This is a genomic window from Alteromonas macleodii ATCC 27126 (assembly GCF_000172635.2).
Taxonomy (GTDB): Bacteria; Pseudomonadota; Gammaproteobacteria; order Enterobacterales; family Alteromonadaceae; genus Alteromonas; species Alteromonas macleodii.
In genome coordinates, this window is sequence record NC_018632.1 from 1,586,608 (window position 1) to 1,604,715 (window position 18,108).

Genomic DNA, 18,108 nt, shown 5'->3' on the forward strand with positions numbered 1-18,108 from the left:
TTCTTGAGTGTTGAAAGCCAGTTGATTAATAATCAACTGGCTTTTTTGTACCTGTTACTTATTCATTTTTCTCAAAGGTAACCGCACAGCGATGTTCGTTTAAAAGCGCAAAGTCTTCTTTGGGAATAAAAGCGTCGTAATCACGTTGCAGCTTAACTTGTGCTTCTTTGCGAATTTTACTGCGGCGTATAGCCGTTACGAAATTGCGCATTTCATGGTGAGTAGATAACTCTAGCTCAGGGACTGAAACAGGTGTGCCGCTGTCATCTTTGGCAACCATGGTAAAAAAGCTGTTGTTGGTATGTTTGACCTCGTTGGTTTTGATATTTTCCGTAGTAACTTTTATCCCTACTACCAAGGATGTGTTTCCGACATAATGAACGGTAGCGTCGAGGTGAAGTAAGTCACCCACTTCAACAGGCTGTAAAAACTCGACGCCATCAACAGTAACGGTTACACAATAGGCCCCTGCGTGTTTACTTGCGCAGGCATAGGCGACTTTATCCATTAACGATAAAATGACACCCCCATGCACCTTACCGCCAAAATTAGCAAAAGATGGCACCATTAATTCAGTCAGTCTTGTTCTTGAAAAAGCGACATTACGTGCAGTCATAAACAACCTTTGATCTTAAGCCCTTGAAAAGCGCCGAATAAGCGTTCATATCAGTATTAGATTTACCCTACCACAAATTTTAAGGATTGGTTTTGTCACAAACGCATTTTTATCAACCAAAAGAAGGTCATGGCTTGGCTCACGATCCGTTTAACGCGATCATCGCACCGCGCCCAATCGGATGGATCTCTACAAAATCAAAAATGGGAGTGCTAAACCTTGCTCCTTATAGTTTTTTCAATGCGCTGAACTATACGCCGCCAATTATCGGCTTTTCAGTAGTAGGCAGTAAGAAAGATTCACTGGTAAACGTACAGGAAACGGGTGAGTTTTGCTGGAATCTTGTATCAGAAGATTTGATTGATGCAATGAACACGACAAGTAAACCTCTGGCACCTGAAGAAAGTGAATTTGACCATGCAGGGCTTCAAACTGTAGAAAGTGAAGTGGTAAACGTTCCCCGCGTAAAAGCGAGTAAGGTGAGCATGGAATGTAAGCTAACTGATGTGGTACAGCTTAAGACCGCCTCAGGTGAGGAGGTGAATAGCTGGTTTATCATGGGTGAAGTAGTGGGTGTACACATTGATAAGTCACTCATAGAGAACGGCGTTTACAGCACGCTGAAAAGTGCGCCAGTTACCCGTGGTGGCGGACGAGGCGATTATTACACTATTTCCCGAGATAACTTTTTCGAAATGCTAAGACCAGAGTAACGGTCTTTAATAAAACAGTGACAACGCGTCAATATTAAACGGTGACCTAAATGCTAAATATGAACTTTGATGAACGCCTAGCGATTAATACGCAAATGCAAGAGTGGCAGGCGTCACCGTCTTCTACGGTATGGCGGAAGCCTTTAGAGCGTGAAGCAAAAGAGTCTGGTCATACAACAAGCGTCGTGAAGTACGAAGTTGGCGCGAGTTTTAAGCAGCATAGTCATCCTTATGGTGAAGAAATATTGGTGCTTGAAGGTGTGTTTTCCGATGAACACGGTGATTACCCTGCGGGCACTTACTTGCGTAACCCGCCAGGCAGTAAACATAGCCCTTTTAGTAAAGAAGGCTGTGTTATTTTAGTGAAGCTGAACCAGTTTGATAAGCGCGACTTGAGTGAAGTACGGGTAAATACAAATAAAGCACAATGGCTGCAAGGGCAGGGCGGTTTACAAGTGATGCCGCTCCACAACTTTGAGCATGAACATGTAGCGCTAGTTAAGTGGCCCGTGGGTGAGGTATTCAAGCCTCATAAGCACTTTGGTGGTGAAGAGATTTTCGTACTGTCGGGTACATTCAAAGATGAGCATGGTGAATACCCAAAAAGCACGTGGATAAGAAGCCCACATATGAGTCAGCATCATCCCTACGTGGATGAGGAAACAGTAATTTGGGTGAAGACAGGGCATTTGCCAGTAGCGTTGTAGGTCGCCATTTCATTTGTTGCAGGTAAATCAAAACCAGTGTTTGTTTTACTTGCGGTCAATTGCTACAAACGAAAAAGGCTAACCTGAGGTTAGCCTTTCTTTTGTTTAGTCTCACTAGGTTAAAGTTAGCCCGGTAACACCTAACTTTAAAACACTAACCTAGTAAAATCCGGACTTAATCCCAAATACCATCTTCTGACTTACCCTGTATTTCACAGTCGCCCGCTTTGTATTCCATGTTTGCGCCACTGTCTTTTTTCTTAAAGTAGTCTTTGCTGATAGACACAATGGTAGGGGTCATCCATACAATAGCAATGATGTTTATCACCGTCATTAGGCCCAACGCCATATCGGCCATGGCCCATACCTGAGGTAGTGCTGCCTGTGCGCCCCAATAAATCATGCCTAAATAACCAATAGTGTAAACTGCACGGCCTATTTTGTTATCCAACTTGAACATGTGAAGGTTACTTTCGCCATAAGCGTAGTTTGCTACTACAGATGTGAATGCAAATAAGCTGATGGCGGCAGCCACAAAGTCAGTACCGCCTTCGCCTAGGTGACTGCTCATCGCGTCTTGGGTTAGGCGTATGCCTTCCATTTGATCAGAGCTTGAACCGCCAGCAAGTAAAATAATGAAGGCAGTAGACGTACATAGCACGAGTGTATCTAAGAAAACGCCTAGCATTTGAATGTAGCCCTGTGATACCGGGTGATTAGGGTTTGGCACTGCACTCGCCGCAGCGTGCGGTACAGAGCCGCTGCCCGCTTCGTTCGAATACAGTCCGCGCTGAATACCATTTTTAATGGCCGCACCGAGTGCACCAGCGCCAGCTTCCTGCAAGCCAAATGCTGATTTAACGATATCGAGCAGCATGGCTGGCAGTTCGGAAATATTAATAAAGGTAATAGCGAGCGCTACAAGCACATAGCCTATTCCCATAAATGGCACCACAAACTCGGCAAAGCGCGCAATGCTTTTAAGGCCTCCTACTACAATTAAGGCTGCCAGAGCAATAATGGCTAGGCCCACATATTCTGTGGGGAAAGAGTACGCATTGTTTAATGCATCGGTAATAGTATTGGCTTGAACGGCGCTAAAGACAAAGCCGTAGCCAAAGAACAAACATAGAGAAAATGCGACTGCAAGCCAGGTTTTGTTCAAACCCTGCTTGATATAATAAGCGGGACCGCCACGGAACTCGCCGTTTTCGTCACGGACCTTGTATAGCTGACCTAATACACTTTCGGCAAAGCCAGTGGCCATACCGAGAAGGGCAATCATCCACATCCAAAAAATAGCGCCAGCACCACCTAGAGATATAGCAACCGCGACGCCAGCTAAGTTACCCGTGCCTACACGAGCCGATAAGCTGGTACACAAAGCTTGGAATGAACTGATCCCATCCTTAGTAGAAGTGTTACTGCCCTTTAGTAGGCTGAACATATGGCCGAAGTGCCTAAGCTGCACACCGCCAAGTTTAACGGTAAACCAGATACCACATGCAAGCAGCATAATGATAAGTACCTGACCGTCTCCCCAAAGAATATTGTTAACTAATGAAACGAATTCGTTTATCACGCACTTTCCTTCGTTATTGTTTTAATTATTGCTCGGCGTGTAGAAATGAACTGAACATGACAGGTGCGTTGTCAGAACAAACGCTTCGGCTTAAGCAAACTTATATTTGCTAAACCTTGGAATGAGCCGAGCTATATCGATAAAAAACCAATACTAGCACGACAATTAAATGATTGGACAATGAAAACGTACTGAAACTATGACGTTTTATGCTCGCATATAGCAAATTTATTCATTCATGGGGGAGAAGAACACATTTGCTGAACAAAACAAGAGTACAAACAAAAAACCGCTCAAAAGAGCGGCTTTTTCAAGAATATGGCTGGGGTAACAGGACTCGAACCTATGAATGGCGGGATCAAAACCCGCTGCCTTACCAACTTGGCTATACCCCAATATTGGTGCGGAAGGAGAGACTTGAACTCTCACGCCGTGAAGCACTGGAACCTAAATCCAGCGTGTCTACCAATTCCACCACTTCCGCGTAGACGCTAGCTATAATAGTCATTCAAAAAGAATGGCTGGGGTAACAGGACTCGAACCTATGAATGGCGGGATCAAAACCCGCTGCCTTACCAACTTGGCTATACCCCAGTCGTGGAGACTTTCCTAAAAGGGATAAGTGAGAGTTGGTGGCTACGGCGAGATTCGAACTTGCGACCCCATCATTATGAGTGATGTGCTCTAACCAACTGAGCTACGTAGCCTTGCTATTCTCTTCCCTCTCAGGAAGTGGCGCGTATTATGCGTATATGACTGGCAACCGTCAACCCCTTTTTTACTAACTTTTTTTAAATGCTCATTAAGTGTGCGCATTAGGGCGAAATACGTGCAAAAAGCCGTGAAATTGAACAACTTGCACGAAATAAGCTAGCTATTTACCACGCTTTGTTACTGGTTTTTGTTTGGTAATAACATACGTCAATAGGGCGCGGGCCATACGTATTGTCATGAAAAAACGGGTTATCTAAGTTTCTTCCTGTGTTTGCCCGTTTTTTATATTCTTCATGATGCGGCGTTTGTAAGAAATAAGGTGTAGCGTTGTTTGCATGCACAAAAGCCTGCTTAATTTTGCTTTCTTGCGTTATATCATCTAGAACGCCACCTCTGTCCAAATTCCCTCGCGGTAATTTTTGAAGTATATCCATACCTTGGACTACACGACCTACGACCGACATATTTCTGTCTAAGTGTCGTGGTGCTTGCCCAATCACAATATAAAATTCCGTACTGGCCGTATCTTTCTCGCTATTGCGAGCAAAAGCCACAACACCTGGGCAGTGAAGCCCCCACATTTCTTTACGGCTTTGATCAATGCCTACTGGAAAGCCATCTAAAAAGCCGGTGTTAGGCGCAAACATATCTTTGCTCTCAACTACGTTGACATTGCTATTGAGCGGTTGGGTAAATTCAGCGTTGATTGGCTTAAGCAGTGTCGGCGGAAATTTTGAGGCATCGTGAGTATCGTTACTGCCTGCTTGTGCCACAAACCCGTCTACTACACGATAAAATGCTTGTTCGTTATAAAAGCCTGCGTCTATTAAACTTTTAAATCTGGCCACATGTTTCGGCGCAAGGGCAGGGTGAAGCGCAATAACCACATCACCATACGCTGTTTTAAACGTCACAGTATTACTGTGACGTACTTGATACCAACTGGCGGTGTTACTCGCTATTGCTGTTGTCTTTTCAACAGCGTCGCTATTGATTTGTGAATTCACAGGGTTAGTTTGGGGGGCACTGGCAAAAGAAAAATTAGCCAGGCTTAACAAGCACAACGCTTTAATTGAGGTTCTTAATACAGAAAACCGTTTGGCGTGCTGTGATTTGCTGCAAGTTAAAGGGAGCGAAGCGCAAAGCTGATTAATAGTCATTACAAAAGCCGTTAATTTTTTATTAGTTATATCAGGCCTATGTGCGCTTCACAATTATTCGCTAGAAACAAAAAAGCCACCTTGCGGTGGCTTTAGTAAACAGTGCTAATTTCTACAATAGAAATTACACGTTAAAGCGGAAGTGAATAACGTCACCGTCTTTAACAATATAGTCTTTACCTTCTAAACGCCATTTGCCTGCGTCTTTCGCACCTTGCTCGCCATTGAACTCAACGAAGTGCTCGTAGCCTACGATTTCAGCGCGAATAAATCCTTTTTCGAAGTCGGTGTGAATTTTACCTGCCGCTTGTGGTGCAGTTGAGCCTTCAGGGAAGGTCCACGCACGTACTTCTTTTACGCCTGCAGTAAAATAGGTTTGTAGTGTAAGAAGACTGTAACCCGCACGAATTACGCGGTTAAGACCTGGTTCTTCCAGACCCATGTCTTGCATAAACTCTTCACGTTCGTCGTCTTCAAGCTCAGCAATATCAGACTCGATTGCCGCGCACACTGCAACTACAGTGGCATTCTCGCCTGCTGCAATTTCTTTAACCTGATCAAGGTACGGGTTGTTTTCAAAACCGTCTTCATTCACGTTTGCAATGTACATGGTTGGCTTAAGGGTAAGCATGTTCATGTAGCTGATTGCCGCAAGCTCTTCTTTAGTTAGCTCAAGTGAACGTAGTAACAAACCTTCATCTAGGTGTGGCTTAATCTTTTCAAGCACTTTCATTTCGTACTTAGCTTCAGCATCGCCACCTTTGGCGCGCTTAGCAACACGGTGAAGTGCTTTTTCTGTCGTTTCTAGGTCAGCAAGTGCAAGCTCGGTGTTAATAACATCGATATCGTCTTTAGGGCTAACGCGACCTGCAACGTGAACAATGTTCTCATCATCAAAACAGCGTACTACGTGACCAATAGCGTCAGTCTCACGGATGTTAGCAAGGAATTTGTTTCCTAAACCTTCACCTTTAGAAGCACCTTCAACCAAGCCAGCAATATCTACGAATTCCATGGTAGTAGGAATAACGCGCTGAGGTTTTACGATTTCAGCCAACTTGTCCAAACGAAGATCTGGCACAGGAACAACACCTGTGTTTGGCTCGATAGTACAAAACGGGAAGTTTGCCGCTTCAATACCTGCTTTAGTTAATGCATTGAAAAGTGTTGATTTACCTACGTTTGGTAGGCCAACAATACCGCATTTAAAACCCATGGTATGGATCCTTAGTTTGGAAAAGTGATAACTGGCTAGGTTTACCCTTTGTGCGAGTGTAACCTGTTTTGTGCTTGCTTAAGGTCTTCTTTCAGCAAAATTTCTGTACAGCGTACCGCTTCATCGATGGCACTTTCAATGGCTGCTTTTTCTTCTGCTGGTGGTTTTCCAAGAACATGGCCGGTAACGCGACTTTTATGACCTGGATGACCAATACCTATGCGCAAACGCAAAAAATTCTTGTTGTTACCCATTTTAGCCACAATGTCACGCACGCCATTTTGACTAGAGCTTCCGCCCACTTTGTATTTTGCAACACCTGGGGGTAAATCTAACTCGTCAAACGCTACTAATATTTGTTCTGGTTCTATGCGGTAAAAATTAGCCAGTGCTGCTACGGCTTGTCCACTCTTATTCATAAAGGTAGTGGGGTAGAGCAAACGGATATCTTTGCCTGCAACTGTAATGCGAGCAGTTTTACCGAAGAATTTGGTTTCTGGTTTTAGCGGGGCGTTGTAGGTGTCGGCTAGTTGGTTGAGAAACCATTCACCGGCATTGTGTCGGGTATTTTCATATTCGGGGCCTGGATTACCCAGACCCACGATAAGGCGGATATCAGCCAAGAGGATTATTCCTCAGAAGCTGCTTCTTCGCCGTCTTCTTCTGTGTCAGCCGCTTTAGGAGCAGGCTTAACAGTTACAACCGCTAGGTCGTGAGCTTCGTCGTTCTTCGCAAGTTCTACTGAAGAAACGCCAGCTGGAAGAGTTAGGTCAGAAAGGTGTAGCGTTTGACCCATTTCAACACCAGCCATATCTACTTCGATGAACTCAGGAAGGTTCTTAGGTAGACAAGTAACTTCGATTTCAGTTACGTGGTGCTCAGCAATACCGCCAGCTTTAACAGCAGCAGATTTCTCTTCATTTACGAAGTGAAGTGGTACGTTAGTGTGAACGTCTTGACCAGCGATTACACGTTGGAAGTCAATGTGTGTGATCTTTGGCTTGAACGGGTGACGTTGCATATCTTTAACTAGAACTTCAACAACTTTACCGTCAAGGTTAATCTCAAGAACGTGAGAATAAAACGCTTCAAAGTCAGCAGAGTTGTTTACTTTGTTATGATCTAGTGTGATAGAAACTGGTGCTTCTTCACCACCGTAGATGATACCAGGAAGCTTATCTTCGCGACGTAGGCGGCGGCTCGCACCTTTCCCTAGGTCTGTACGAACAGAAGCGTCTAGTTTGAAATTTGCTTCAGACATTGTCTGTCTCCAAAAATATAAGTCTAATGATGTGGATTTTTGCGACCAAAACCCACGGTAAAATGATGTGAATTACGTTTAAAAATAACTTTTTATGCGCAATAAAACACCAGCCCAAAATTCAAGGGCGGCGAATTCTAACACCACCTACCAAAACATACAATTACAAAGGCAGATAAAATATCCAACCAAGCAAATGTGAGTGTTCACGTTGCTCACAATAGAAGAAGCGCACCTTGGCGCGCTTCTATCATATTTATAGAAAAAAGCACTTTGCTAAGACTAACTTGACCGTTAATGTCTCTTTCCTGTGGCTTCACAAGGTCAACAGGCCTTGGGAACATAGCAACTTTTTACACAAGCGTTTACTTCGTCAGCACCACTCTGTAATGGGCTTTACCGTCTCTTAGTCGCGCAATTGCGTCATTCACGTCTTCAAACTTGAAGGTTTCGGTCACAGGTTCAATATTGTGATGTGCTGCGAAATCTAGCATGGTCTTAATGGTCGCGGGGCTTCCTACTGGCGAACCCGACACGCTTTTTTGACCACCAATTAGGTTAAATGCACCAATATCTAGGGGTTCAAGGGTGGCGCCTACAAAGTGAAGTCGGCCTTTCGGTGCCAATGTAGATAGGTACAAATTCCAGTCTAGCTTCACATTTACGGTTGAAATAATTAAGTCAAACCGACCGCGCGCTTTTTTAATTTCGTCTTCATCACGGCTATTAATTGTATCTGATGCACCTAGCTCTAGCGCTTCCTTCTTTTTAGATTCGCTTGATGTGAACGCAACTACCTTACATCCCCACGCATTTAAAAATTGCAGGGCAAGATGACCCAGGCCGCCAATACCAACTACACCCACTTCACTGGTAGGACTAATACCAAACTGGACTAATGGGTTGAAGACGGTAATACCTCCGCAAAAAAGAGGGCCTGCCTTTGTGCTATCGATAGCATCGGGAAGGGGAATAACGGCACGTGCTTGGGCGCGGACTTTATCTGCAAATCCACCGTGACGACCACCTATGGTCATCGTAGCATCGGCACACAGGTTATGATCGCCTTCTTCGCAGGTTCTACAACTATTGCAGTAGCCTGAATGCCAGCCTAAACCGACACGCTGTCCCACCTTAAGTGACGTTACATGTTCACCTATTTGGCTAATTGTGCCGACAACCTCGTGACCAGGCACAAAGGGATATTCTGTCATGCCCCATTCATTATCGAGCATGCTTAGGTCGCTGTGGCAGATACCACAGCTTTCAACGTCTATTTCAACGTCATGTGAGCCAAGCTTACCGGGGTCGTATTGAAACTTTTCTAGTTTTCCACCCGCTTCTTTAGCGGCATATGCATTTATCATCAATAACCGTCCTTTTAAGTGTTGCTACGCAACATTAACGCGTAAGCAAAAATTCTATAATTGCTAAATCGCTAGCTTAATTACCTTTATAAGTAATTTGCTACACGCATAGCTACATTCACGATCATTGTGTTTGCAGGTTATCAATGACTTTACTGGTATCGAGTACTTTAACGCTTGATACTTGAAGTACCGTACCGAATTGCGTAAAGGTCATCATGTCAGGTTTAGGAGTACCTTTAACTTCCACAACAAGGCCGTTCTTTTGATAAGTTTCATCTAAACCATGTAGCGTATAGCGATCGCCGTTTTCAGCAATAAAAGCATAAAAACCGCCTTCGAGATCTTTATAAATAATACTGCCCTTCATGGTGACTTCACCTTTTGCATTATCTTCTACGGCTTCAGCCTGAGTAACTGGTTCGGCTACCAGTTCCTTGGGCATAGAACTCTTATCATTAGCTTGAACTGTGGAAGATTTGTCTTTCATTTCAGTTCCTTGTTTCTCAAGATCTGCTTGTTTCACTGAGTCGTCATCTCCAGAGCAGCCCGTTGTATTTAAAAGGGCAGTAATTACTGCAACAAGGCATAGTGTTTTTGTTTTCATTTTATGTCCTTCATAGTAGTTTTAACGCGCAACAATTCTTAACGTTAAACCTAAAATTGATGAAAAGAAAGTCACATTAACGAGTCGGAAAACGGCAATAAAGTATATTTAAGGCGTAAACGGAATGTGTTTGGCTTGATGTACTGTTCTTATTTTTAAGGCGATGTTCGCTTTCAAAGAAAAAAGAAAGGTAAAAAAAGAGCCGGCGCCACTTACATGGGCCAGCTCTTTGGTAGGAGTAACAATATTTAAATTTTAGTATTCAAACATTGCTGAAATAGACTCTTCGTTGCTGATACGACGAATAGTTTCTGCAAGCATCTCAGATAAAGTAAGCTGTTTTACTTTTCCAATTTGCTTCATCTCTGCACTTAATGGGATAGAGTCGGTAACGATAATTTCGTCAATAACAGACTCTTTAAGGTTGTTTGCAGCGTTACCTGAAAAGATAGCGTGAGTTGCGTAAGCATAAACACGACGCGCGCCATGTGCTTTAAGTGCTTCGGCTGCTTTTGCAAGCGTACCGCCTGTATCAATCATGTCATCGACAATGATGCAGTCTCTGTCTTTTACGTCACCAATGATGTTCATTACCTGAGCCACGTTCGCTTTAGGGCGACGCTTATCGATAATGGCAAGGTCGGTGTCGTTAAGTAGTTTCGCAGTAGCACGTGCACGTACAACACCGCCAATGTCAGGAGAAACGACTACAGGGTCGGCAAAATCACGTCTTACCATGTCAGCAAGAAGGATAGGAGTACCGAATGCGTTATCCACCGGAACATCAAAGAAACCTTGAATCTGTTCGGCGTGTAGGTCGATAGTAAGTACGCGGTCAACACCAACGTTAGACAGGAAGTCAGCCACTACTTTCGCAGTAATAGGCACCCTAGCTGAACGAACACGACGGTCTTGGCGTGCATAACCAAAGTAAGGAATTACTGCTGTAATACGACCAGCTGATGCGCGACGTAGTGCGTCGATCATCACAATAAGTTCCATAAGGTTATCGTTAGTAGGCGCACACGTAGACTGGATAATAAAAACGTCCGAGCCACGGACGTTTTCATGAATTTCTACGCTGATTTCACCGTCACTGAAACGGCCAACTTTGGCATTTCCAAGTTTGGTGTAGAGGCGATCGGCAACTTTCTGGGCAAGTTCTGGTACGGCATTACCTGCAAAGAGCTTCATATCTGGCACAAGTGGTTCCTCAGTGCGTTGATAAAAGAGGTTTGGCTGGGGTAGCAGGACTCGAACCTACGAATGGCGGGATCAAAACCCGCTGCCTTACCAACTTGGCTATACCCCAATTTTTAAGTTCTTGTCCGATGTGGCGTACACGCTATCTTTGTTGTTCTAATTTGTCTAATAGTGGTGAGCGATTCACACCTTTTGCGACAAAACTCTGCCAAGTTTCAGGCATTTGAGCCCTAACTTGTTCGGCTAAAGTGTAGTCAGAAAAAGTGGCAAACACGCATGCACCTGTGCCCGTCATTCGCGACGGTGCGTAGTGTACCAACCACTGTAATAATTTTGCAACTTCAGGATAGCGATTCGCGACTAATTGCTGACAATCATTCCAAGTTTTTTCAAATTTATAGTCTTCCCAACGTATCGCAGGTGTATTTCTGGGCAAATCCGGCGAGGTGAACACTTCGGCTGTGCTGACATGAACATTTGGGTTCGCTACAAGAAAATACTGTTCTTTTTGGGGAGCTGGCGTTATCTCTTCTCCAACGCCTCCTGCAAATGCAGTTAGACCTCGCACAAAAATAGGTACATCAGCGCCTAAAGATAACCCAAGCTCAGCCAGTTCATCTTCACTTAGCCCTGTGTTCCAAAGGTGATTAAGCGCCACTAACGTGGTTGCCGCATTCGATGAACCCCCGCCAATTCCGCCCCCCATAGGAAGGCGCTTGTCTAACGAAATAACGGCACCTTTATCACATTTTGTTTTTGTTGCCAGCAGTCGCGCTGCTTTTACAATTAAATTGTCATCGTCTGGCACACCATCAAGAGGTGTTTCCATGCGAATGGCTGTGTCGTCTGTACTTATGTCAAAGGCGAGTGCATCGCCGTAATCCAGCATTTGAAACAGACTTTGAAGCTGGTGATAGCCGTTGTCGTAGCGGCCAAGTATATGCAAGAAAAGATTCAGTTTAGCGGGGGAAGGCCACCAATCTTTATGTTCTGAAACAGATGAGTTCACTACAGAGTCCACTGATAAATTTTAATTTTAAGCTGAGTATTAGGCATGTCCGGCGTTTCATTCTGGGTAAGCGTTATGCTGTGAGGCAACCATACAGATGTGCCATCATCTAGCTCAACACTACCGTAGTTACCGTAAGCAACTTGCCAATTGCGGCAACCTTGGCAATAGCTCTCTAGGGTATTAACCAACCCTTTTTCAGTTAGGGTGAATTTATCACCGTCTAGCGGTAAGCCTTTTACCCAAGACAATAGTGATTCCACCGGAATGACCATTCCCGTAATCTGATAAATAAGTGGTTCTGGTAAAGCATCTACATACGTTTCACCGTCAGCCTCTAATACCGACTGCTGCTGGGTAACGTAAAGGTTAACCAGACTTACCCCTAGAAAATTGGTTAATCGAAAATCAAAATCACCGGAATCGTTTTTCCAGACTAAATTAAGGCTGGCCGCTTCCTTTCCTTGGCGAAATGCAATTTTTCCGCGCATTTGCCACTTATGTACTTCAGCAACTTTTTCAAGTTGGGCCGTGAGGTTTACCGCGTTTTCTGGGCCTTTGGGAGCGGTTGTGCATGCGCTCAGTACGAAGCAGAGAAACAACAGTAGGGAAATAAAGCGAATCATTAAGGCGCGTTACCTGTATAAAAATAAAACACATTTAATTGTGACATTATGGGAACACAGTTTCACCAACACTTTCAATCATTTTGGGTTTTTCGTACAATGCCGCTCCGACGTTGCCAGCACAGATTTTAATGACTTTACTCGCCCTCGGTATTAACCACAAAACAGCACCAGTAGCACTTCGCGAAAAAGTGGCCTTTACACCGGATTCTCTGGTGGAAGCGCTTGCGAGTTTAAAAAAGCTGGAAGGCGTAGATGAGTCTGTCATTGTATCGACCTGTAACCGCACTGAGCTATACGTCAATACTCAAGACGACACCGGCCAAAAGCTTCTACAATGGTTAAGTGACTTCCATCACTTGGATGTAGAAGAGATTGCCAATAACAGCTATGTGCTCGCGCAGGATGAAGCGGTAAAGCACATTATGCGTGTAGCCAGCGGACTTGATTCACTGATTTTGGGAGAACCTCAAATCTTAGGTCAGGTGAAGCAGGCGTTTGGTGATGCAAAACACTCAGGTATGGTGAGCAGCGAATTTGATAAGCTGTTTCAACATACGTTTTCGGTGGCGAAGCGAGTTCGCAGTGAAACAGATATAGGTGCAAACGCGGTAAGCGTGGCATATGCAGCCGTTCAGTTGGCCAAGCATATATTCGCTGAACTACCAAAACGTTCAGTGTTATTAGTGGGAGCTGGCGAAACCATTGAGCTTGTGGCTCAGCATTTGAAAGAGCAGGGCGTGAGCTGTTTGGCGGTGGCGAATAGAACCGTAGCCCGCGCAGAGGCCTTAGCCGAAACACTAGATGCGAGTGTGTTTACCTTATCGCAAGTGCCAGAGCACTTAAAAGACTTTGATATCGTGATAAGCTCTACCGCTAGCCAACTGCCCTTAATTGGCAAGGGGATGGTGGAGAAAGCCCTTAAACAGCGCAAAAATATGCCGATGTTTTTGGTGGACTTGGCGGTACCACGAGATATTGAGTCAGAGGTTAACGAGCTAGGCGATGCCTATCTTTATACTGTTGATGATCTGCAGCATATTGTTCAGAAGAATTTAGAAAACCGCGAGCAAGCAGCAAAAGAAGCGGAAAAGCTCATCGACAAACAAGCTGGCGACTACATGACGTGGAAGCAGTCGCAGCAATCGATAGATTTAGTAAGACAGTATCGCCAAAAAGGCATGGCACAGCGTGACGATATTGTGGAAAAAGCCAAAGCGCAATTAGCGGAAGGTAAAAATGCCGAAACGGTATTAGAAGAAATGGCGTATAAATTAACCAATACGCTATTGCACCCAACAACCTTAGCGTTACGCGAGGCTGCCATGCACGATGACCCGGCATTGAGCCGATGGATGGGACAGGCATTAGATTTATCTGACTTTTCGTCAGACGATAATAAATAAGGTAATAAGAAGCATATGAAAGAGTCGGTAGTTAGGAAACTCGAACACTTAGTCGAGCGTTTCGAAGAAGTTCAGGCGTTGTTAGGCGACCCTGGAGTTATCGGCGATCAGGATAAGTTTCGCAACTTGTCAAAAGAGTTCAGTCAGCTAGAAGATGTAGTGGCAGGCTTTAATGCTTATCAGCAAGCACAAGAAAACTTGGCTTCAGCGCAGGAAATGCTGAATGAAGACGACGCCGAAATGCGCGAGATGGCGCAGGAAGAGATGAAAGATGCCAAGGCGGAAATTGAACGCCTTGAAACTGAACTTCAGGTGCTACTCCTGCCAAAAGATCCTAACGATGATAACAACTGTTTCTTGGAAATTCGCGCTGGTGCGGGTGGTGACGAAGCGGCAATATTCGCAGGTGACTTGTTCCGCATGTACAGCCGTTATGCCGAAAGCCGTGGCTGGCGTGTAGAGTTAGTAAACGCCAATGAAGGTGAGCATGGTGGTTATAAAGAAGTCATTGCGAATGTTAGCGGCGATGGCGTGTACGGCGTATTGAAATTCGAGTCGGGCGGTCACCGCGTACAGCGTGTACCAGAAACCGAATCACAAGGCCGTATCCATACCTCGGCATGTACCGTGGCGGTATTACCAGAAATTCCAGAGTCGCAGGCAATTGAAATTAATCCTGCAGAGCTTCGCATCGATACCTTCCGTGCATCAGGTGCGGGTGGTCAGCACGTTAACAAAACCGACTCGGCTATTCGTATTACTCACTTGCCAACAGGCTTGGTAGTGGAATGTCAGGACGAGCGTTCACAGCACAAAAACCGTGCGAAAGCGATGTCGGTACTTCAAGCGCGCTTAAATCAGATTGAAGAAGAGAAGCGAGCAGCAGAAGAGGCTTCTACTCGTAAGAGCCTAGTCGGTAGCGGTGACCGCTCTGAGCGAATTCGTACTTATAACTTCCCGCAGGGACGTGTAACCGACCACCGTATCAACCTGACTATTTATCGTTTAGACGAAGTAGTGGAGGGTGACCTTAAGCAGCTTATCGACCCAATTTTGCAAGAGCATCAGGCCGATTTGCTGGCCTCTCTTTCTGACGAATAACGCTGTCTTGTTACACAAACTGTTTATAGAAAAACAATGCGCATAGACAACGCCTTAGCATGGGCTGCTGAGCAACTAGAGGGTGGGGAGTCACCCTCTGTTGATGCCAAAGTCATGTTGGCGAACATTCTAGGTAAGTCACAAACTTACCTATTCACATGGCCTAATAAAACCTTGGATGCCGCCCAAAAAGCGCAGTTTGAAGCGGATGTGGCCAAGCGTAAACGGGGTGAGCCCGTGGCGTATATTATCGGCAAGCGTGATTTCTGGACTCTGTCACTGTTTACCTCGCCAGATACGTTAATTCCACGACCGGATACTGAAGTATTGGTTGAGCACGTGCTTAATTGGGCAAATCAACACTCCTCTGCATCCTTATCAATCTGTGATTTGGGAACAGGCACCGGCGCCATTGCGTTGGCATTAGCGAGCGAACTGCCAGAAGCATCCGTTACTGGCGTAGACTTTCAAGCGGGGGCGGTGAACCTTGCTACCCGTAATGCCCAAGCTAATAGCATAGCCAATGCGCATTTTGTTCAAAGTGATTGGTTTAGTGCGCTGGCAGGTCAAACCTTCGACATTATTGTTTCAAACCCACCTTATATAGAAGAATCCAGTCCATACCTTAATGAGGGCGACGTGCGTTTTGAACCAAAAACAGCATTAACCTCGGGCAGTGATGGTCTAGACGACATCAAACAGATTATTAATAACGCGCCGCAATATCTCAATAAAGGTGCCTTACTTGCATTCGAACACGGCTTTGACCAAGGGGCTGCGGTAAACGCTTTGCTCGTAGATGCGGGATTTGTAGAAGTCAAAACTGTTAAAGACTACGGCGACAATGACCGTGTAACGCTAGGACAGTGGCAGTAGTTTTCAACTTCCAAAGAAATTATCTTTCCTGTAGTTATCAAAATTTAATTGCAAACTTGCTAATATTTTGTTTTACATTAGTATCTATTAAGCGGTTGTAAGACCTCAAAAAGCACTAAGTTAAACAATCTCTTACACTACAGGACGTACCAGATGAATGATGACTTTCTTTTCGCAGAAGATGACGATGAAAATGAAGTAGATGATCTGGGTAGCTGGAAAGTACTCATTGTTGATGATGAACCCGAAGTACACGCCGTTACCAAGCTGGCGCTAAATGACTTTAGTTTAAATGGCAAAACCCTTGAGTTTGTTAGTGCCTATAGCGGAGAGGAAGCGAAGGCCATTTTCAAAACCCATGATGATATCGCCGTTGTGTTACTTGATGTTGTTATGGAGACTGATGACGCCGGTCTTAAAGTGGCGGAGTATGTTCGTAACGAATTAGACAATCATTTCACGCGTATTATTTTGCGTACTGGACAACCTGGCCAAGCCCCTGAAAAAGATGTCATCATTAATTACGACATCAACGACTACAAGTCGAAAACCGAACTGACCGCGCAAAAACTTTTTACTGTTATCATTGCAGCGCTCCGCTCATATCGAGATATTATCGTTATCGAAGAAAATAGACGCGGCCTTGAAAAAATTATAGATGCGTCTGTGGATTTATTTTCCTCCCGTTCCCTCGAAAAGTTCATGCAGGGGATTATTCAACAGCTGGCATCTATTCTGGGCTGTTCAAAGGATGCAGCCTACATTACTACAGCGGTGGCAACCACATCGCGTACTATTAATACCAGCAACAACAAATTGGGTGACGACGAACTATATGTTTTTGCTGGCAACGGTGAGTACGCCAGTAAGGAAGGGGTGCCTTTAAAAGACGCGATTAGCGCACAAGAATATGCCCTGTGCGCAAGAGCCATGCGCGATAAGCAAATTGTTTATGCAGAAGATCACGTTGTGGCTTATTGCAACAGTAAAAGCCACAATGGCGCACTCTTGTACTTGTCAGGATTACCGAGACGAATAGGGGAAAGTGATCGTCATCTGGTAAAACGCTTTTCAGACAGTGTTCAGCTTGCTTTTGACAACGTACTTAAAACCGTAGATGTTGAAGCGACGCAGAAAGAAATAATTGAGCGTTTAGGTCGAGCGTTAGAGCATGAGTCAAATGCATCAAATAATCTCACAAGAATGGTTGAAATGGCGCAACTGTTGGCAGAAAAGGTTGGGCTGAACGAGCAAGACATCCACGCATTACGCCTTGCCGTGCCACTCCATGATATTGGGACGTCTATAGTGCCTAAATCTATTTTGCACAAAACGACGCCGTTAACCGAAGAGGAAGTATTTAAAATACGTCAGCATGCTGAATTTGGTTACCAGATCTTGCGAGATTCAAGCCGGCCCACTATCCAACTTGCAGCAATGTTAGCAAAGCAGCATCACGAACGCTGGGATGGAAAGGGATATCCAGACGGGCTTAAAGGCGAAGAAATTGATATAAAAAGCCGTATTGCCACGTTAGTTGATGTGTTTGATGCACTGTTAAACGCAAGGCCGTATAAGCCAGCGTGGACAATTGATAAGGTTGAAGCCGTATTGAAAGAGGAAAGTGGCAAGCACTTCGACCCTGATTTAGTTCAGTGTATGCTAAATGACCTTCCGGCCTTTATGGCAATTCAAGCTCAATTCCCTGACGCATAATGATTTATTTCTCCGTTATTTACGTACTGTAATACGTTACAATAACAGCCTCTAGACAGGCGCCATAATTAAAACGAAGGCAGGTGCTACATGCACCTGTTTTTTTGAGTCTGCTACTCGTATTCTGAGTCTGTTGAATTTTGCATTGCTGTAAAACTAAATCGGCTCAATTAACACCTGTGTTAAAGTAACCAGAAGCAGCCTTACTATCTAATAAGAACAGGAACA

General features: G+C 44.7%; 17 protein-coding genes and 5 tRNA genes. 6 read left to right on the plus strand and 16 right to left on the minus strand.

Annotated features, from left to right (window positions below; translation table 11 throughout):
- Positions 1-58: 58 nt before the first annotated feature.
- Positions 59-616, minus strand: a complete 558-nt coding sequence (locus MASE_RS06775) for an acyl-CoA thioesterase (protein ID WP_014949004.1) — start codon at positions 614-616, stop codon at positions 59-61.
- A 92-nt stretch (positions 617-708) separates the two neighbouring features.
- Here MASE_RS06775 and MASE_RS06780 point away from each other — a divergent pair, with 92 nt between their 5' ends.
- Complete coding sequence (locus MASE_RS06780) at positions 709-1,329, plus strand: flavin reductase family protein (protein WP_014949005.1); 621 nt, start codon at positions 709-711, stop codon at positions 1,327-1,329.
- A gap of 50 nt (positions 1,330-1,379) precedes the next feature.
- The gene (locus tag MASE_RS06785; RefSeq protein ID WP_014949006.1) at positions 1,380-2,036 is read left to right on the plus strand and encodes a cupin domain-containing protein; all 657 of its coding nucleotides are present in this window, start codon (positions 1,380-1,382) and stop codon (positions 2,034-2,036) included.
- A gap of 175 nt (positions 2,037-2,211) precedes the next feature.
- Here the strand turns inward: MASE_RS06785 and MASE_RS06790 are convergent, their stop codons facing one another.
- From MASE_RS06790 to lolB, 15 genes are all read right to left on the minus strand, one after another.
- The gene (locus tag MASE_RS06790; RefSeq protein WP_014949007.1) at positions 2,212-3,618 is read right to left on the minus strand and encodes an alanine/glycine:cation symporter family protein; all 1,407 of its coding nucleotides are present in this window, start codon (positions 3,616-3,618) and stop codon (positions 2,212-2,214) included.
- 319 nt (positions 3,619-3,937) lie between these two features.
- Positions 3,938-4,013, minus strand: a tRNA-Gln gene (locus MASE_RS06795).
- 4 nt (positions 4,014-4,017) lie between these two features.
- Positions 4,018-4,102, minus strand: a tRNA-Leu gene (locus tag MASE_RS06800).
- A gap of 34 nt (positions 4,103-4,136) precedes the next feature.
- Positions 4,137-4,212, minus strand: a tRNA-Gln gene (locus MASE_RS06805).
- A 36-nt stretch (positions 4,213-4,248) separates the two neighbouring features.
- Positions 4,249-4,325, minus strand: a tRNA-Met gene (locus MASE_RS06810).
- 171 nt (positions 4,326-4,496) lie between these two features.
- Positions 4,497-5,339: a peptidylprolyl isomerase gene (locus tag MASE_RS06815; RefSeq protein WP_232362822.1), complete on the minus strand. Its 843-nt coding sequence runs from the start codon at positions 5,337-5,339 to the stop codon at positions 4,497-4,499.
- Positions 5,340-5,616: 277 nt separating this feature from the next.
- A complete protein-coding gene (gene ychF / locus MASE_RS06820; RefSeq protein WP_014949009.1) occupies positions 5,617-6,708 on the minus strand; it encodes a redox-regulated ATPase YchF in 1,092 nt (363 codons plus the stop codon).
- A 41-nt stretch (positions 6,709-6,749) separates the two neighbouring features.
- A complete protein-coding gene (pth, locus tag MASE_RS06825) occupies positions 6,750-7,331 on the minus strand; it encodes an aminoacyl-tRNA hydrolase (RefSeq protein ID WP_014949010.1) in 582 nt (193 codons plus the stop codon).
- A gap of 5 nt (positions 7,332-7,336) precedes the next feature.
- The gene (locus tag MASE_RS06830) at positions 7,337-7,969 is read right to left on the minus strand and encodes a 50S ribosomal protein L25/general stress protein Ctc (protein WP_014949011.1); all 633 of its coding nucleotides are present in this window, start codon (positions 7,967-7,969) and stop codon (positions 7,337-7,339) included.
- Between the two features lie 365 nt (positions 7,970-8,334).
- Entirely contained in the window at positions 8,335-9,336 is a 1,002-nt protein-coding gene (ahr, locus tag MASE_RS06835) for an NADPH-dependent aldehyde reductase Ahr (RefSeq protein ID WP_014949012.1), read from the minus strand.
- A gap of 124 nt (positions 9,337-9,460) precedes the next feature.
- A complete protein-coding gene (locus MASE_RS06840; protein WP_014949013.1) occupies positions 9,461-9,943 on the minus strand; it encodes a hypothetical protein in 483 nt (160 codons plus the stop codon).
- A 255-nt stretch (positions 9,944-10,198) separates the two neighbouring features.
- Entirely contained in the window at positions 10,199-11,146 is a 948-nt protein-coding gene (locus MASE_RS06845) for a ribose-phosphate pyrophosphokinase (RefSeq protein ID WP_014949014.1), read from the minus strand.
- A gap of 33 nt (positions 11,147-11,179) precedes the next feature.
- Positions 11,180-11,255, minus strand: a tRNA-Gln gene (locus MASE_RS06850).
- Between the two features lie 33 nt (positions 11,256-11,288).
- Positions 11,289-12,155 (minus strand): 4-(cytidine 5'-diphospho)-2-C-methyl-D-erythritol kinase, encoded by an 867-nt coding sequence (gene ispE, locus MASE_RS06855; RefSeq protein ID WP_014949015.1) that lies wholly within the window; start codon positions 12,153-12,155, stop codon positions 11,289-11,291.
- Positions 12,155-12,781 (minus strand): lipoprotein insertase outer membrane protein LolB, encoded by a 627-nt coding sequence (gene lolB, locus MASE_RS06860; protein WP_014949016.1) that lies wholly within the window; start codon positions 12,779-12,781, stop codon positions 12,155-12,157. The genes ispE and lolB overlap by 1 nt, the downstream gene beginning before the upstream one ends.
- 131 nt (positions 12,782-12,912) lie before the next feature.
- On the opposite strand from lolB, the gene hemA reads away from it, so the two are divergent.
- From hemA to MASE_RS06880, 4 genes are all read left to right on the plus strand, one after another.
- Positions 12,913-14,187 carry a glutamyl-tRNA reductase gene (gene hemA, locus MASE_RS06865; RefSeq protein WP_014949017.1) on the plus strand — a complete coding sequence of 425 codons (1,275 nt, stop codon included), beginning with the start codon at positions 12,913-12,915 and terminating at the stop codon, positions 14,185-14,187.
- Between the two features lie 15 nt (positions 14,188-14,202).
- A complete protein-coding gene (prfA, locus tag MASE_RS06870) occupies positions 14,203-15,288 on the plus strand; it encodes a peptide chain release factor 1 (protein ID WP_014949018.1) in 1,086 nt (361 codons plus the stop codon).
- Positions 15,289-15,324: 36 nt separating this feature from the next.
- Positions 15,325-16,164 (plus strand): peptide chain release factor N(5)-glutamine methyltransferase, encoded by an 840-nt coding sequence (gene prmC / locus MASE_RS06875; protein WP_014949019.1) that lies wholly within the window; start codon positions 15,325-15,327, stop codon positions 16,162-16,164.
- A gap of 153 nt (positions 16,165-16,317) precedes the next feature.
- Complete coding sequence (locus tag MASE_RS06880; protein WP_014949020.1) at positions 16,318-17,880, plus strand: response regulator; 1,563 nt, start codon at positions 16,318-16,320, stop codon at positions 17,878-17,880.
- The last annotated feature ends 228 nt before the right edge of the window (positions 17,881-18,108 follow it).

What these genes read in the sequence shown, in the direction of transcription:
- prfA (WP_014949018.1), top strand. Translation starts at nt 14,203, where the DNA reads ATGAAAGAGTCGGTAGTTAGGAAACTCGAACACTTAGTCGAGCGTTTC.
- hemA (WP_014949017.1), top strand. Translation starts at nt 12,913, where the DNA reads ATGACTTTACTCGCCCTCGGTATTAACCACAAAACAGCACCAGTAGCA.
- MASE_RS06830 (WP_014949011.1), bottom strand. Translation starts at nt 7,969, where the DNA reads ATGTCTGAAGCAAATTTCAAACTAGACGCTTCTGTTCGTACAGACCTA.
- MASE_RS06775 (WP_014949004.1), bottom strand. Translation starts at nt 616, where the DNA reads ATGACTGCACGTAATGTCGCTTTTTCAAGAACAAGACTGACTGAATTA.
- prmC (WP_014949019.1), top strand. Translation starts at nt 15,325, where the DNA reads ATGCGCATAGACAACGCCTTAGCATGGGCTGCTGAGCAACTAGAGGGT.
- MASE_RS06785 (WP_014949006.1), top strand. Translation starts at nt 1,380, where the DNA reads ATGCTAAATATGAACTTTGATGAACGCCTAGCGATTAATACGCAAATG.
- MASE_RS06880 (WP_014949020.1), top strand. Translation starts at nt 16,318, where the DNA reads ATGAATGATGACTTTCTTTTCGCAGAAGATGACGATGAAAATGAAGTA.
- ahr (WP_014949012.1), bottom strand. Translation starts at nt 9,336, where the DNA reads ATGATAAATGCATATGCCGCTAAAGAAGCGGGTGGAAAACTAGAAAAG.
- lolB (WP_014949016.1), bottom strand. Translation starts at nt 12,781, where the DNA reads ATGATTCGCTTTATTTCCCTACTGTTGTTTCTCTGCTTCGTACTGAGC.
- MASE_RS06840 (WP_014949013.1), bottom strand. Translation starts at nt 9,943, where the DNA reads ATGAAAACAAAAACACTATGCCTTGTTGCAGTAATTACTGCCCTTTTA.
- ychF (WP_014949009.1), bottom strand. Translation starts at nt 6,708, where the DNA reads ATGGGTTTTAAATGCGGTATTGTTGGCCTACCAAACGTAGGTAAATCA.